This window comes from Brevundimonas sp. SL161 (genome assembly GCF_049896985.1).
Lineage (GTDB): Bacteria > Pseudomonadota > Alphaproteobacteria > Caulobacterales > Caulobacteraceae > Brevundimonas.
The window spans coordinates 1-13,763 of the sequence record NZ_JAFCVJ010000011.1 but is presented as its reverse complement, the minus strand read 5'-3'; the positions used below and the strand labels follow the sequence as shown (position 1 = coordinate 13,763).

General features: G+C 66.2%; 14 protein-coding genes and 1 pseudogene. 11 read left to right on the top strand and 4 right to left on the bottom strand.

Annotation, left to right across the window (positions count from 1 at the left end; translation table 11 throughout):
* Positions 1-288 precede the first annotated feature (288 nt).
* The 4 genes from ACP7AU_RS09515 to ACP7AU_RS09500 all read left to right on the top strand — a co-directional run bounded on the left by ACP7AU_RS09515 (position 289) and on the right by ACP7AU_RS09500 (position 3,384).
* On the top strand, positions 289-909 hold the full coding sequence (locus ACP7AU_RS09515) for a LuxR C-terminal-related transcriptional regulator (protein ID WP_426051258.1): 621 nt from the start codon (positions 289-291) through the stop codon (positions 907-909).
* Between the two features lie 160 nt (positions 910-1,069).
* A complete protein-coding gene (locus ACP7AU_RS09510) occupies positions 1,070-1,843 on the top strand; it encodes a bacteriorhodopsin-like (RefSeq protein WP_426036731.1) in 774 nt (257 codons plus the stop codon).
* Between the two features lie 130 nt (positions 1,844-1,973).
* Positions 1,974-2,843 (top strand): Brp/Blh family beta-carotene 15,15'-dioxygenase, encoded by an 870-nt coding sequence (locus ACP7AU_RS09505; protein ID WP_426051257.1) that lies wholly within the window; start codon positions 1,974-1,976, stop codon positions 2,841-2,843.
* Positions 2,844-2,868: 25 nt separating this feature from the next.
* On the top strand, positions 2,869-3,384 hold the full coding sequence (locus tag ACP7AU_RS09500) for a CBS domain-containing protein (protein WP_426036727.1): 516 nt from the start codon (positions 2,869-2,871) through the stop codon (positions 3,382-3,384).
* A gap of 256 nt (positions 3,385-3,640) precedes the next feature.
* On the opposite strand, the gene ACP7AU_RS09495 is transcribed toward ACP7AU_RS09500, so the two are convergent.
* Positions 3,641-5,155: a hypothetical protein gene (locus tag ACP7AU_RS09495; protein ID WP_426051256.1), complete on the bottom strand. Its 1,515-nt coding sequence runs from the start codon at positions 5,153-5,155 to the stop codon at positions 3,641-3,643.
* Between the two features lie 169 nt (positions 5,156-5,324).
* Here ACP7AU_RS09495 and fliI point away from each other — a divergent pair, with 169 nt between their 5' ends.
* From fliI to ACP7AU_RS09475, 4 genes are all read left to right on the top strand, one after another.
* Complete coding sequence (gene fliI / locus ACP7AU_RS09490) at positions 5,325-6,668, top strand: flagellar protein export ATPase FliI (RefSeq protein WP_426051255.1); 1,344 nt, start codon at positions 5,325-5,327, stop codon at positions 6,666-6,668.
* 16 nt (positions 6,669-6,684) lie between these two features.
* Positions 6,685-7,095, top strand: coding sequence for a flagellar export protein FliJ (locus ACP7AU_RS09485; protein ID WP_426051254.1), 411 nt, complete (start codon positions 6,685-6,687; stop codon positions 7,093-7,095).
* Between the two features lie 13 nt (positions 7,096-7,108).
* Positions 7,109-8,164: an endo-1,4-beta-xylanase gene (locus ACP7AU_RS09480; RefSeq protein WP_426051253.1), complete on the top strand. Its 1,056-nt coding sequence runs from the start codon at positions 7,109-7,111 to the stop codon at positions 8,162-8,164.
* Positions 8,165-8,286: 122 nt separating this feature from the next.
* Positions 8,287-8,925: an SOUL family heme-binding protein gene (locus tag ACP7AU_RS09475; protein ID WP_426051252.1), complete on the top strand. Its 639-nt coding sequence runs from the start codon at positions 8,287-8,289 to the stop codon at positions 8,923-8,925.
* Between the two features lie 105 nt (positions 8,926-9,030).
* On the opposite strand, the gene ctrA is transcribed toward ACP7AU_RS09475, so the two are convergent.
* Positions 9,031-9,744 carry a response regulator transcription factor CtrA gene (gene ctrA / locus ACP7AU_RS09470; RefSeq protein WP_426036717.1) on the bottom strand — a complete coding sequence of 238 codons (714 nt, stop codon included), beginning with the start codon at positions 9,742-9,744 and terminating at the stop codon, positions 9,031-9,033.
* Positions 9,745-10,088: 344 nt separating this feature from the next.
* Between ctrA and ACP7AU_RS09465 the strand changes: the two genes are divergently transcribed.
* Together ACP7AU_RS09465 and ACP7AU_RS09460 are read left to right on the top strand one after the other, a co-directional pair.
* Entirely contained in the window at positions 10,089-10,454 is a 366-nt protein-coding gene (locus tag ACP7AU_RS09465; RefSeq protein ID WP_426036715.1) for a chromosomal replication initiator DnaA, read from the top strand.
* Positions 10,451-11,167 carry a DUF6456 domain-containing protein gene (locus ACP7AU_RS09460; RefSeq protein WP_426051251.1) on the top strand — a complete coding sequence of 239 codons (717 nt, stop codon included), beginning with the start codon at positions 10,451-10,453 and terminating at the stop codon, positions 11,165-11,167. Before ACP7AU_RS09465 ends, ACP7AU_RS09460 begins: the two co-directional genes overlap by 4 nt.
* 86 nt (positions 11,168-11,253) lie before the next feature.
* On the opposite strand, the gene ACP7AU_RS09455 is transcribed toward ACP7AU_RS09460, so the two are convergent.
* Positions 11,254-11,682 (bottom strand): SufE family protein, encoded by a 429-nt coding sequence (locus tag ACP7AU_RS09455; RefSeq protein WP_426036711.1) that lies wholly within the window; start codon positions 11,680-11,682, stop codon positions 11,254-11,256.
* A 189-nt stretch (positions 11,683-11,871) separates the two neighbouring features.
* On the opposite strand from ACP7AU_RS09455, the gene ACP7AU_RS09450 reads away from it, so the two are divergent.
* Positions 11,872-13,575, top strand: a complete 1,704-nt coding sequence (locus ACP7AU_RS09450) for a sensor histidine kinase (RefSeq protein WP_426051250.1) — start codon at positions 11,872-11,874, stop codon at positions 13,573-13,575.
* Positions 13,576-13,644: 69 nt separating this feature from the next.
* Here ACP7AU_RS09450 and ACP7AU_RS09445 read toward each other — a convergent pair.
* Positions 13,645-13,763, bottom strand: a pseudogene (locus tag ACP7AU_RS09445) (IS5/IS1182 family transposase); the annotation flags it as partial.

The following is a 13,763-nucleotide window of genomic DNA, read 5'->3' as shown; positions in this document are numbered from 1 at the left end:
GTCTCCGGCTGGAAATATGCACCATCGAAAACAGGGTGCGGTTCGAGCGCATCATGCGGTTCGACAGGACGCGACCGAGACCGCGCACCCCGTGACATAGGCCGTAGTCCATGGTGCACAAGCCAGAATATCTGATCCCCACCATGCGAAATGCTCGAACCGCTTCCTCACGGAACCGCCCGAGCGAATGCTGACCGGCTCTCTGATTCCGCCCAACCTGCGACGACTGGTTCAGCTTCGCTTTTGCTCTACCCGGGCCTATGCTGTGACCATGGGGACGGCGACGCGGTGATCGACTATGATTTGGACGAGGACGGCAGCGCGCTGTTGTTTTCTATCGTCAACAGTCCGATCGCCTCGGTGATCAGCAATCCCCGCCTGCCTGACAATCCGATTATCGCGGTAAATCAGGCGTTCTGTGACCTGACGGGGTATCGCGACGACGAAATCGTGGGGCGGAACTGCCGCTTCCTGGCCGGACCGGCGACAGAGCCGTGGCTGACAGAACGCATCCGTCAGGGCACGCGGGACCGGAAGCCGACCCTGGTCGAAATCCTGAACTACAAGCGCGATGGACAACCGTTCCGCAACGCCGTCCTTGTCGCACCGGTCTTCCTGCCGGATGGAGAGCTGGAATACTTCATTGGCTCTCAGGTCGAACTGGATCAGGACGCCGTCGGACCTTCGTCCAGTCGTCACCACCATGCGGTCGAGGTGGTGCGAACCCTGTCGCCTCGACAGCGCGAGGTCCTGCAGCAGATCGCCGCCGGTTACCGCAGCAAGCAGATCTCGTTCAGCCTGAACCTCAGCGAGAAGACGGTGAAGATGCACCGCGCCCTGATCCTGGAAAAGATCGGCACCCACAATATCGCTGATGCCATTCGGCTGGCGGTCGAGGCTGGCCTTTAGCAAAGAGCCGCCCGATTGGGACCGGAATACGGCCTAAAGGCCGTATGGTGCGACATCGCCCAACTGCTTAACCCTCTGCCACGGCCAAAATCCGGAGTTCGCTGCCTTCGCGCAGTTTCTGATCCGGAGCCAGAAACGCCGATAGCAGAGGATGACTTCAATGCCGACTGTCGAAATCGGGCAATACCTGCTCGTCTACAATGCTTTTTCATTCACATTCGCAACCATGGCGGCGGCGACGCTGTTCCTGTGGTTCGGCCGGTCCCAGGTTGGACCCGCCTACAAGACAGCCCTGACGATTTCCGGATTGGTGACAGCCATTGCGGCCTATCACTATTTCCGCATCTTCGAGAGCTGGGAGTCCGCCTACGAAGTCCGTAACGGCGTCATCACCGTGACGGGTCTGGCGTTCAACGACGCCTATCGCTACGTCGACTGGCTCCTGACGGTTCCGCTGCTGCTGATCGAGCTGATCCTGGTCATGCGCCTCAGCCAGGAAGAGACGATGTCGAAGTCTCTGAAGCTCGGCTTCGCCGCCGCCCTGATGATCATTCTGGGCTATCCCGGCGAGATCGCCGATGACAACACGACCCGGGCCATCTGGGGCACCTTGTCGAGCATTCCCTTCGTCTACATCGTCTGGGAACTGTTCAAGGGTCTGGGCGCCTCGATCGAGCGTCAGCCTGAAAGCGTGCGCGGATTGATCAAGAAGGCCCGACTGGTGACGTTCGCGTCCTGGGGCTTCTATCCGATGGTCTACATGATCCCCTACACCAACATCGGTGGAGCCGCCGCCGAGACCTATGTCCAGATCGGATATACGATCGCCGACATCATCGCCAAGGCCGGCGTCGGCGTGATGATCTACATCATCGCCGTCCGCAAATCGCGGGTCGAGTACGGTGAAGCCACTCACGAAACCGCTTCGGTCTGATTGACCCAAGCATGACAGGCCCGGGCAGGCTGAGCGCCTGCCCGGGCCTGTCACAACGGAAGGCACAGTCATGACCTCGTCATCGGGCCACCCAGGCTCTGGAGCAAAGACGCCGCCCGGGGCGCGGCTTATGCTCGGCGCACTGGTTCTGATGCTGGTGGGATTGTGGCTCGGCGTGCCGCTGTCCGGACCGACGGCAACGACCCTGGCCTGTCTGGCCTTGCTGGTCTTCGGACTGCCTCACGGCACCCTGGATCTTGAACTCATTCGCGCTCACTCGTCGGGTCCCTGGACGGGGATGTTGGCGCTGGTGTCGATCTATCTGGCGCTGGCGGCCTCAATGTACGGCCTGTGGCGGGTCGAACCCGTCATGGCCCTGGCCGCCTTCATCGGGATCGCAGTCGTGCATTTCTCGGAAGACTGGAAGGGGGCGGGCTCGGTCCTGTTGAGAGCCGGTCTCGCCCTGGCCCTGTTGTCGGCCCCGACCCTGTTTCACCGGGGTGAGTTGGACACGATCTTCATTGGCCTGACCGACCGGGTCGAGGCAACCATCCTGACGGATGCCCTGATGCTGGTCCTGCCCATCGCGATCGGAGTGGGCCTGATCGCAGTGGCGTCCCTGTGGCGCGCTGGCCGGCGTACCCAGGCCCTGGGCGGACTGGCTGCACTGACAGCCATGATCGTCTTGCCGCCCATCTTGGGGTTCGCACTCTACTTCTGCCTGTTCCACTCGCCCCGCCATTTTCACGAAAGCCTGACGACCCTGTCGTGGGTCAGCCTTCGACAGTGGTGGGGCGTGGTTCTGCCGCTAAGTCTGGCGGCGGGAGCGGTCGCCGCTCTGATCTTCGGGCTGGAACTGAGAACCGCGCTCCCGGACCGGGTCATGGCGGCCAGTTTTATGACGCTGTCGATCCTGACGGTGCCGCACATGCTGGCCCCGCTGATCGCCGCCCGACTATCCCGCCAGGACACATTGCTGATTGCCAACCCAACCGCCTGAAATGGGCGCCCCACTGGAGAGAGACATGAAAATCAAGGATAGACCGGAGTTTCGAAGCAAGGCAGCGGTGCTGACTTTTGGTCCAAAAGCGATGGTTTCCGAAGCCATCGCGGTGATGAGCGAGAAGAATTACGGCGCCGCAGTGATCGTTGACGCTGATCGGAGGCCGCTCGGCATCGTCACGGAACGCGATTTCATGCGCCGTCTGCTGAACAAGCGGTTGAACCCCGACGAAACGACGCTCGAACAGATCATGACGATGGACCTGAAGATAGCGGGGGCCGACGACGACCTGCTTGACTGGTTGCGTCTGATGTCCAACGAGCGATTCCGCCACCTGCCAATCGTCGATGACCAGGGCATCATCATCAGTATGATGAGCCAGGGCGACTTCGTCAGCTATACTTGGCCCGAGTTGATGGGACGGCTGGGAGAACAGGCCAGGGCCACGTTCGACATCAGCCCATCGATCGTGCTCATGATCGCCGGTGCCGCCGTCTTCGCCGCATCGGTCGTGACGATCTTTACCCAACTTCGCTGACTTTTGTCTGGGGTGACCCGCGTCAAGCGAAGGAGAATCTGGCCAAAAGACGCGCCTTTCGGCACCCGCCTTCAACCTTCTGCGTCCTGCTATCGGCCGCAGTGGCGGGGCCGCCCCGGCTGCAGGAGAAACTGAGTAGTCTGCAAGGGCCGGCGGTCGCCTGCATCGTCGCGGCCTCGGTCGGGGCGATCCTGACGAACGGCCGGGATGAAACCCGCACGGCGGCCGGTCGTCGTGCGGCTCAGGGGGCGCCGAACTAGGGGCGGAACAGCTGGTTGAACACCACGGGATGGGAGAAGCGAGCCTGGCCGCTGCGCCACTGCGAACTGTCGTCCAGCGAGTGCAGCCAGCCCAGCATCACATTGGAGCCGCCCCGCGACCGGGGTCCGCCAAGCGCCCGTTCCACCGCCTCAAGGCCCTCGGCGTCGAGGAAACTCAGCTTGGTCAGCTGCACCGTATTGAAGGCCGGCGCGAACCCATCGACCGTCCACCGCTGGGCCGGGCTCGCATGGGCGTCGTCGACGATGCCGAGTTGCTGGTGATTGAAATCGGCCAGGGTCACTGCATGACCGTTCGGCTGGGCTGAGACCCCGCTCATCACCTCGTCGAAATAGTGGTCCGGCCGGGCCATGTAGTCACGCCATTCCTCGGTCGTCAGACCCGTTGCGCCCCTGACCATATAGTCGAGCGGCTTTTGCAGCAGGGCGCCCAGGGCGTCGATCAGGACCTGGGGCAACAGGGCCTCGGCGATCTGCGATGGTGCATAGGCCACCGCGACAGCGAAGTCCGGAGCCCCGGCCATCGACCACAGATGCTGGCGGGCATAGCGATTCAGAATGCTCGCAGCCCCCGCGAAGTCGGCCTGGTCGGGGTAATAGATGATCTTCGCGGAAATCTCGGCGCTGACCGCCGGCCAGGCGCGCAGGCCGGCGTCGATGTCCTCGATCCAGGCCCGCTTGTAGGCGAGGGTCGCCCAGCTCTCCGTGCCGGCATCGACATCGGCCTGCAGCCTGTTCCTCAGCCGCGAGAAGATCAGGGGCGCCGACGCGTTGGTCGCCTCCTCGTCGCCGAGCAGCAGCTGCCGCTCCAGCACGCTGCCCGGACGCGCCGCGACCATCTCATCATGAATGAAGCCGTCGACGCCGCGGATACTGACCGCCAGATCGTGCCGGACCTCCGGCGCGCGCTTGTCAAGATAGCCCTCCATGACGATGTGCTGGATCGCGTTCTGGCGCGGGTCCAGGGTGAAGGCTCCGCCCGAATAATGGTTGACGTAGGTGTGGGCGAAACTGTCGCCGGCCGCATGGGTCAGGAAGCCGCTGACGAAGGCGCGCACCTCGGGCGAGTCGTCCCCGCCATAGGACCGGGTCCACATATGGTTAAGCCACGCATCGCTGCCGATCACGCTGCCGCTGTCATCCTTCGCGACCTCGGGGTGGATGATCTGCTGGCCGGTCATGATGTCCGGATAGGCGTCGGGGCCCAGAACGCCCGCCCGATATCGATCCGGCGCGGCTTTCAGGGCGGCGAGGATCTGGGGCGAAACCGGGAAGTCGCCGAGCGGACCGAGGATCGCCCCCGTGCGCGGATCGACCCGCATGATCGTTACCCGCCCGTCGTCGAGCGCGTCCTGCAGCGCAATCTCCGCCAACTGCATATGGGTGGTCGGCTTCCACGCCAGGGCTAGGCTCGGCGGCAAGGCACTGAGAAGTATCAACAGGATGCCGGCCGCTGCTCGCAGGACGCGGCGCAGTTTGGCGCATTCGTACATGACAGCCTTCCCGTAACGCCGTTCGATTTTGCCTCGATCAAGGCCAAGCCGCAACCTTCCGGCCAGCCTGATCATCGATCACCGTCCACAGCCGACCCGCAGGGCTTCACGCCGCGTTAACCACGTTGGACCAGAGGTTAACGCCTCCGTTTCCTATTGCAGGCCCCCGTTGCTTAACCTCGTCACCGCCGTCGAAGCGATCGATCCGCTGGTCGTCACCGGCAAGGTGGCGGGCGTCAGCGGCCTGCTGATCGAGGCACGCGGCGGCCTGTCGCGACTGGCCGTGGGCGCCCGGGCCGAGATCAGGCGGCGCGGCACGACGCCCCTTCCCACCGAAGTCGTGGGCTTCCGAGACTCCAAGGCCCTGTTGATGCCGTTCGGCCCCGTCGAGGGCGTGGCCCCCGGCGCTGATATCCACATCATCGGCCAGGCGGCGGCGGTCAATCCGACCAAGGCCTGGCTGGGCCGCATCATCGACGCCTTCGGCCAGCCGATCGACGGCAAGGGCCCCCTGCCGCAAGGCCCTGCCCCGTATCCCCTCCGCGCCTCGCCGCCGCCGGCCCATTCGCGCGGCCGGGTGGGCGAGCGGCTGGATCTCGGGGTCCGTTCGATGGACGTCTTCACCACCACCTGCCGGGGCCAGCGCCTGGGCATCTTCGCCGGGTCCGGGGTCGGCAAGTCGGTGCTGCTGTCCATGCTGGCCAAGCAGACGACCTGCGACGTCGTCGTGGTCGGCCTGATCGGTGAACGGGGCCGGGAAGTCCGCGAGTTCATCGAGGAAACACTGGGCGAGGAAGGTCTGCGCCGCGCCGTCGTCGTCGTCGCCACCTCCGACGAACCCGCGCTGAAACGCCGCCAGTCGGCTTATATGACCCTGGCCATCGCGGAATATTTCCGGGACCAGGATCTGGAAGTCCTCTGTCTGATGGACTCGGTCACCCGCTTCGCCATGGCCCAGCGCGAGATCGGCCTGGCCGCCGGCGAGCCGCCCACGACCAAGGGCTACACCCCGACCGTCTTCACCGAACTGCCCAAACTGCTGGAGCGCGCAGGGCCCGGCCCCGTCCGGCCCGACGGCACCACCGCCGGGCCGATCACCGCCCTGTTCACCGTGCTGGTCGACGGCGGCGACCATGACGAGCCGATCGCCGACGCCGTGCGAGGCATCCTCGACGGCCACATCGTCATGGACCGCAAGATCGCCGAACGCGGTCGTTTCCCGGCCATCGACGTGCTGAAATCCGTCAGCCGGACCATGCCCGCCTGCCAGACGCCGCCCGAGCGCGAGCTCAACAAGCGCGCCCGCCAGTGCCTCTCGGCCTACGCCTCGATGGAAGAGCTGATCAAGATCGGCGCTTATCGCGCCGGGGCCGACCCGATCACCGACAGGGCCATCGCCCTGAACCCCGCACTCGAGGCCTTCCTGGGTCAGGACAAGGACGACTCCACGCGTCTTTCCGATTCCTTTACCCGCCTGGAGGCAATTCTGAATCAGGGCATGGTCCCGCAGTAGTGACTGGATTTTACGCATGACCGCCTGGGCCCACTCGCTGATCCGCATCTCCAACTACGAGGTCGAGGCGCTGCAGAAGCGCCTGGCCGAGATCTCCAGCCGCAAGGTCACCGCCGAGATGCGCCTGGCTGTCCTCGACGCAGAGGTCGAGGTGGAACGCGAGCGCGCCCGGGCCGACGCCGAGGCCAACCTCCTGCTTCAAGCCTATATGGCCGGCTGGAAGGCCCGAAAGGGCGCCGCCGAAAGCGACCTCGTCACCCTCGACGCCGAGGAGGAAGGCGCCCGCGACGCCCTGACCGGCGCCTATTCCGAGCTGAAGAAGTTCGAACACGTCGCTGAAACCACCCGCCTGAACGCCCTCATCGCCGCCGGCAAGCGCGAGACCGCCGCCTTCGACGAGATGGGCCTGCGTCGCCGCAGCGCCTGATCGCCTGCGTGGCATGATCGACCGCCGTGCCCTCCTCGCTTCCGCCCTCGCGCTGGCCGCCTGCGAGAAGAACGCCTCTGCGGCCCCCGCGATCGCGCCGACCCCGCTGACATCGATCGCTCCCTTTCCCATCGGGACCTCGGCCCTGACCGGCCAGTTCGAGGACCGGGCCTGGGTCGACCTCTGCCTGACCCACACCTCCCAGCTCACGCCCGAGTGGGAGATGAAGATGGAATACATCCTCTCGGAGACCGGCGAGTACCGCTGGGATGCGCCCGACCGGATCGCGGAGTTCTGCACCACCCACGGCCTGCGCCTCTTTGGCACGACCCTGATCTGGTATTCACAGGATAGCGCCTTCTTCCGCTCGCTCGACCCGCAGCGGTTCCGCACCGAATACGACCGCTACATCCAGACCGTCGCCCAGAGGTATCGCGGCCGCGCCACCGGCTGGGATGTCGTCAACGAAGCCGTCGCGGAGGACGGCAATGGCCTGCGCTCCTGCCTGTGGTCCGAGGCCCTGGGCCAGGACGGCTACATCGCCCGCGCCTTCGAACAGGCGAAACTGGCCGATCCCGACGCGGTCCTGTTCCTCAACGACTACAACCTGGAGAACCTGCCGACCAAGGGCGCGACCTTCCTGCGCCTGGTCGAGCGTCTGCTGAAGGCCGGCGTCCCCATCGGCGGCATCGGGACCCAGTCGCACCTCGACATCGAGATCCCCGCGGGCCAGACGGCCGCCTTCTTCCGCGAGGCCGCCCGGTTCGGCCTGCCGATCCATGTCTCCGAACTCGACGCCTCTCTCCGCGCCGAGGCCCGTTTCGACACCCGGTCGCAACGCCAAAGGATCGAGCAGCAGACCGCCCGCGTCGCCGAACTGACCTCGGCCTTTATGGACCTGCCGCCCGCCCAACGCTTCGCCTTCACTGTCTGGGGCCTGCGCGACACCGATAGCTGGCTGCGTCGCGACGCCCGCGACGACGGCAAGGACAGCCCCCTGCTTTTCGACGCGGCGGGGCGGGCCAATCCGATGTTCGGCGCCGTGGCCGAAGCGATACGGGCTGGATGATCCGTCCACGAACTCCGTTCGTGGAAAGGGCCGCCGTGGCCAAAGAGCGCGGGTCATCCGCTGGGCCGATCCGTGCGCTAGGGTAACCAGCGTTGCTACGCTCGTTGAACAAGGCTTCTATCATGAGACATGCGCTGGTCGCCGTCGGTGCGGCCCTTATGACGACCGCCTGTTCGACGGTTGGCGTGCGATCCGGCACGGAGGAGCCAGCCTATCAAAGCGTCGCAACCGTCGGCGAGATCGACATCCGCCTGTATGGGGAGAGAATAGCCGCCCAGACCGAGGTTACGGGCAACAGCGACGCCGCCCGCAACCAGGGCTTTCGGCGTCTGGCAGGCTACATCTTCGGCGGCAATGCGCAGCGAGCCTCCATCGCGATGACAGCCCCGGTCTCACAGGCCGGCACGGGCGGCTCACAGACGATCGCCATGACCGCGCCCGTGGCCCAGACCCCGTCCGGGGTCGACCGCTGGACAATCCAGTTCTTCATGCCGGCTGCCTATGCGATGGCCGAACTGCCGATTCCGAACGACCCGACAGTCGAGCTGGTCGTCGTCCCGGCCGAAACCTATGCGGTGGTGAGATTCAGCGGCGTCGGCTCAGTGCGCGCCGTGGAGACGCACAAGGCCCAGTTGTTGGCCGGACTGGCCGGCAGTGGATGGACCGTCCTTGGAGAGCCGGTAGTCTGGTTCTACGACCCGCCCTGGACCCTGCCGCCGATGCGCCGCAACGAGGTCGCGATCAGGGTCGAGCCGAGATAGAGTCGGGGCTCGGCACAGACGGCCGACCCGACCGCTCCTGAAAGCAAAACACCCGCCGGTCTCCCGGCGGGTGTTTCTGTGTTCAGCGCCGAGAGCCGAAGTGGATCAGGCGGCTGCGCTCTGCGGAGCAGGCGCCGACGTCTCCGACGGATCGCGCAGGACGTAGCCGCGGCCCCAGACGGTCTCGATGTAGTGTTTGCCGCCGGCGGCCGTGGCCAGCTTCTTGCGCAGCTTGCAGATGAAGACGTCGATGATCTTCAGCTCGGGCTCGTCCATGCCGCCGTACAGGTGGTTCAGGAACATTTCCTTGGTCAGGGTCGTGCCCTTGCGGAGCGAGAGCAGCTCCAGCATCTGGTATTCCTTCCCCGTCAGGTGGACGCGGTGGCCGTGCACCTCGACCGTCTTGCCGTCCAGGTTCACGGCGATCTCGCCGGTATGGATGATGGCCTGGGCGTGACCCTTGGAGCGGCGGACCACGGCGTGGGTGCGCGCGATCAGCTCGTCCTTGTGGAAGGGCTTGGTCATGTAGTCGTCGGCGCCGCCGCCGAAGGTCTTGACCTTGGTCTCGATCTCGGTGGAACCCGACAGGATCATGACGGGCGTGTTGACCTTGCCGACGCGCAGCTGGCGCAGGACTTCAAGGCCGCTCATATCCGGCAGGTTCAGATCAAGTAGAATGAGATCGTAGTCATAGATCTTGCCCAGATCAATGCCTTCTTCACCCAAGTCTGTCGTGTAGACGTTGAAGCCTTCGGACTTCAGCATCAGCTCGATGCTCTGCGCCGTCGCATGATCGTCTTCGATAAGCAGAACGCGCATTCATGCCCCTCCAGGCAAAAGCTAGACCATATGGCCCGATGGGAAGTTCCGGGTAACCTTGTTCCGGAGTTAACCGGTCAAAACCTTAAGAACCGTTAACGGCACCCCATGAAGGCGAATCTAGGCTGATTTGCGAATCGACGTCGAGAGTCACGAGTCAACGATTCGAATTATTTCAAAGGCCGGCGTTCGGCAGGCTGGATTCGCCTTGGTCCTGGCCATGCGCGCCCCACCACGACTGGAGATACGACCGCTTCTGACGTCGAGCAGGATAATGTTCCTACCGTCCCGTTTTACCGCCCCAGAATGGGGACGTCGCGCGCATCGGGATCGGGAGAGACGTCTTGAATACACCCTATCGGATCATCGTGTCGTCGGAGGATCGCGACCGGGCCGACCTGGTCCAGCAGATCGTGGCCCTGCGGCTCGGCACGCCGATGGAAACCCTGCAACGCAAGGCCCGGCTGACACAGTCGGCGCTCCGGACGCGGCGGGTGTCTCTTTACCTGGCTCATGTGGCGCTCGGCTGGCCGCTGGAACGGGTCGGCCACGCCTTCGGGATCAACCGCCAGACGGTCGGGACGGCCTGCACCCGGATCGAGCAGGCGCGAGACGAGCCGCATCTGAACGACCTGCTGGATCAGCTGGCCGAGACCATCCAGACGCTGTGCGAGACGCCGCCGGTCACCGACCTGCCGGAGGTGGCGTGAGCGGCCCGACGGCGCGGGCGCGAGGCCTTCTGGCGCGCGGTGGCTGGATCGATGTCGCGGGGCCCGAAGGAACCTATGCCCTGCGCGTCGGCGGCGACCGGAGAGCGCGTGCGACGATGACGCTCAATGAAACCACCTTCCGGGACTTGATCGAGATCCCCGGCCTGAAGGCACGCGCCGGCGGCGGCTGGATCGGGCGGCCGGCCCCGACAGTATCCTCGACGCCGCCCCCGGGAGCACCCGGCCGGATCGAGGGCGAGCGGCCGATCATGGATCCCGACGGCCGCCTCACCCTGCGTCGCGCCAACCTGGGGGAAAGCCCCATCGCCTGGCTGGCCCGTCGCAAGGATGCCGACGGTCGCCCATGGCTGACCCCGGCCGAGATCGCCGCGGGCGAACGCCTCAGGCTGGACGACGAACTCTCCCGGTCCGGCCCCTCCCTGACGATGCGCTGGGACGCCCTGCCGCGTACGGGCGGCAGCGGCTCGTCGGCCCGCGTCGAACCCGGCGACCGGGCCATCGCCGCCGGTCAGCGGCTCGCGCGCGCGCTCGCATCACTGGATCCGCGAACGCACGCGATCGTCGAACAGGTCTGCATCCGCCAGGGCAGCCTTCAGCTCGCCGAACGGGAGGCAGGACTTCGCCGACGTGAGGGGAAGACGGTTCTCAAGGCGGGGCTTCGAAGGCTCGCGGACCACTACCGGATCGGCTGACCCGATAATCGGAAAGAAGCGCCTTTGGTTACCCTGAATCGTGTCGCCACGCCCCTGCGCCGACCGCGCGGAGTGCGTGCGGGAGCTTACCCGGCCGCGATGGCCTCCTGCCGGATCCGCCCCACCATGGCGTTGAGGCCGTTCGCCCTCTGTCGGGTCAGGGCCTGGGGCAGGCCCAGCCGGTCCAGCGCCGCCCTGGCGTCGAAGGCCAGAATCTGGGTCGCAGGACGGCCCGAATAGAGTTTCAGCAACAGGGCGACATTGCCCTTGGAAATGGCGCTGTCCGAGTCGGCGCGGAACGTCAGCCGGTCACCGTCGCGCCCCGACGCCAGCCAGACCTGCGCCGCACAGCCCGGCACCTTGTTGGCCTCGGTCCGGTCGGTGTCCGGCAGCGGGGCCAGATCCTTGCCAAGGTCGATCACGTAGGCGATGCGCTGTTCCCAGTCCTCCAGCACCTCGAAGTCCTCGGCCAGTTCGTCCAGAGTCGCGTCGATGCTGTCGGCGGGTTCGGTCATGGGTCGCCAGATAGGCCGCGCGCCGGTTAACGACAACCAGCCCGTCCATCCCCAGTTGCGAGCCTCGCCCCCCACTGACGGAGTCGCCTCCTACGGGTGCGGGCTTTAGACGACTCGGCTGCGACGCTAGTCTGCGCGGTCGGCGCGCTCCCCTGACCGGCTCCTCGCCAAGGCCGCCCGGACACCTGTTTGAACCCTGTCCCCAACCCTGACCCGGACGCCTCTCCACCGCCCGCGCGCGCGGTGGGCGAGGGCCTGTCCGCCCTGACGGCCTGGCACGCGGCCTGGGCCGCGGGGGCCGCGCTGTCCGCCATGTCGGGCGCGGGCCTGGGCTGGTTCGGCGGCTCGGCGATTTTCGGCGCGACGGCCATGGTCTTGCCCGGACTGGCGGGACTGGCCCTGCTGTGGCGAGATGGCACGGGCGAGCGGGCGCTGCTGCTGGTTGTCTGGACCCTGGCGGCCCTCGCCGCAGCGATGTTGTCGGGCGGGCTGGCCGGGCCGCTGGTGGGCTATGTAATCATGCCGTCCGTCGCGGCCCTGGCGCTGGGCGGACCCCGCCACGGCGTGCGGCTGGCACAGGCTGGCGCGATCGGCGCGGGCGTCGCGGCCCTGGGCGGCCAGCTATCGGCCCTGCTGATCGGGCCGCCGGGAGGCGGGCCGCTACCGGCCTCGATCTCCGTCATCCTCGCCACGGTCGCCGCCGTCCTGGCCGTGACGCTGGCCTGGCGACTGCGCGAGAACAAGCTGAACGCCGCCGAGGCGATGACCCTGCGTGTCGAGACCCTGTTGGCCGCCCAGCCCGGGCTGACCCTCGTACTGGAGCCATCGGGCCGGGTGCTGGCCGCCTACGGCTCGGCCCCGCCCGCGCTGGAGCCTCAGACCCTGTTCCAGTCCGGTCTGTTCGCGGCGGTCCACGCCCCCGACCGCCCCGCGATCCTCGCCGCCATCGACCGCGCCCTGGCAGGACAGGAGGGTCAGGCCCAGTTCGCCCCTCGCATCGCACTGGACCGCCGCGTCAATCTGATCATCCGCCGCATGGACGACGGCGACGGCGGCGCGCGCGTGATCGCGCAGGCCTTCGACGCCACCCGCCAGTTCGCCACCGAGATCGGTCTGGAAGCCGCCCGCGCGGAGGCCGAGGCGCGCGATACCGGCAAGACCCGCTTCCTCGCCAATATGTCCCATGAGCTGAGGACGCCGCTGAACGCCGTGCTTGGCTTCTCCGACATCATGCGCCAGCGCCTCTTCGGTCCCCTGCCCCAGAAATACGCCGACTATGCCGACAGCATCCATGAGGCGGGCGGTCACCTGCTGGACCTGATCAACGACGTGCTGGACGTGTCCAAGATCGAGGCCGAGCGCTACGAGCTGTCGCGCGAATCCTTCGATGCGCGCGAAGTGGTCTCGGCGGCGGCCGCCCTGGTGCGGGTCACCGCGACGGACAAGGGCGTGGGTCTGTCCAGTCTGGTCCCGGACGAACCCCTGGCCGTTGAAGCCGACCGCCGCGCGCTGAAGCAGATCACGCTGAACCTGTTGTCCAATGCCATCAAATTCACCCCGGCGGGCGGATCGGTGACCCTGACCCTTGAGGTCATCGGCCCCTGTCTGGAGCTGGTCGTCTCAGACACCGGCGTCGGCATCGCCGCCAAGGATTTGAAGCGGCTGGGTCGTCCGTTCGAACAGGCCGGCGCCGTCGAGCAGAAGGTCCAGGGCACCGGCCTCGGCCTGTCGCTGGTCCGATCCCTGGCCGAACTCCACGGCGGCCGGATGAGCCTGGACTCGACCCTGGGCGAAGGCACGGCGGTCACGGTGCGGCTGCCGGTGGCCGTCGCCGTCCGCCCGGAGGCGCCGGAGGGCGGGGCGGAGGTCATCCCGTTCAACGCAGGCGGTTAGAGCCTGATCGTTTGAGACGGAGGCGCTGCGGGCTTCTGTCGAAAGCGTGACTCAGGCTCTCGCTGAGATCTAGGTGGTGTGGACAAAGTGTCTGATCCACAGTCGGATGGATGCGACGACGACGAAGCCGAGGAAGCTGTCGGCGGTCTTGTCGTATCGGGTAGCCAGTCGTCGGCTGTGTTTGAGCT

Bases quoted from the DNA above. Each gene is read 5' to 3' on its own strand.
- ACP7AU_RS09510 (WP_426036731.1), top strand. From the start codon at position 1,070: ATGCCGACTGTCGAAATCGGGCAATACCTGCTCGTCTACAATGCTTTT.
- ACP7AU_RS09505 (WP_426051257.1), top strand. From the start codon at position 1,974: ATGCTCGGCGCACTGGTTCTGATGCTGGTGGGATTGTGGCTCGGCGTG.
- ACP7AU_RS09500 (WP_426036727.1), top strand. From the start codon at position 2,869: ATGAAAATCAAGGATAGACCGGAGTTTCGAAGCAAGGCAGCGGTGCTG.
- ACP7AU_RS09495 (WP_426051256.1), bottom strand. From the start codon at position 5,155: ATGTACGAATGCGCCAAACTGCGCCGCGTCCTGCGAGCAGCGGCCGGC.
- ACP7AU_RS09485 (WP_426051254.1), top strand. From the start codon at position 6,685: ATGACCGCCTGGGCCCACTCGCTGATCCGCATCTCCAACTACGAGGTC.
- ACP7AU_RS09480 (WP_426051253.1), top strand. From the start codon at position 7,109: ATGATCGACCGCCGTGCCCTCCTCGCTTCCGCCCTCGCGCTGGCCGCC.
- ACP7AU_RS09475 (WP_426051252.1), top strand. From the start codon at position 8,287: ATGAGACATGCGCTGGTCGCCGTCGGTGCGGCCCTTATGACGACCGCC.
- ctrA (WP_426036717.1), bottom strand. From the start codon at position 9,744: ATGCGCGTTCTGCTTATCGAAGACGATCATGCGACGGCGCAGAGCATC.
- ACP7AU_RS09455 (WP_426036711.1), bottom strand. From the start codon at position 11,682: ATGACCGAACCCGCCGACAGCATCGACGCGACTCTGGACGAACTGGCC.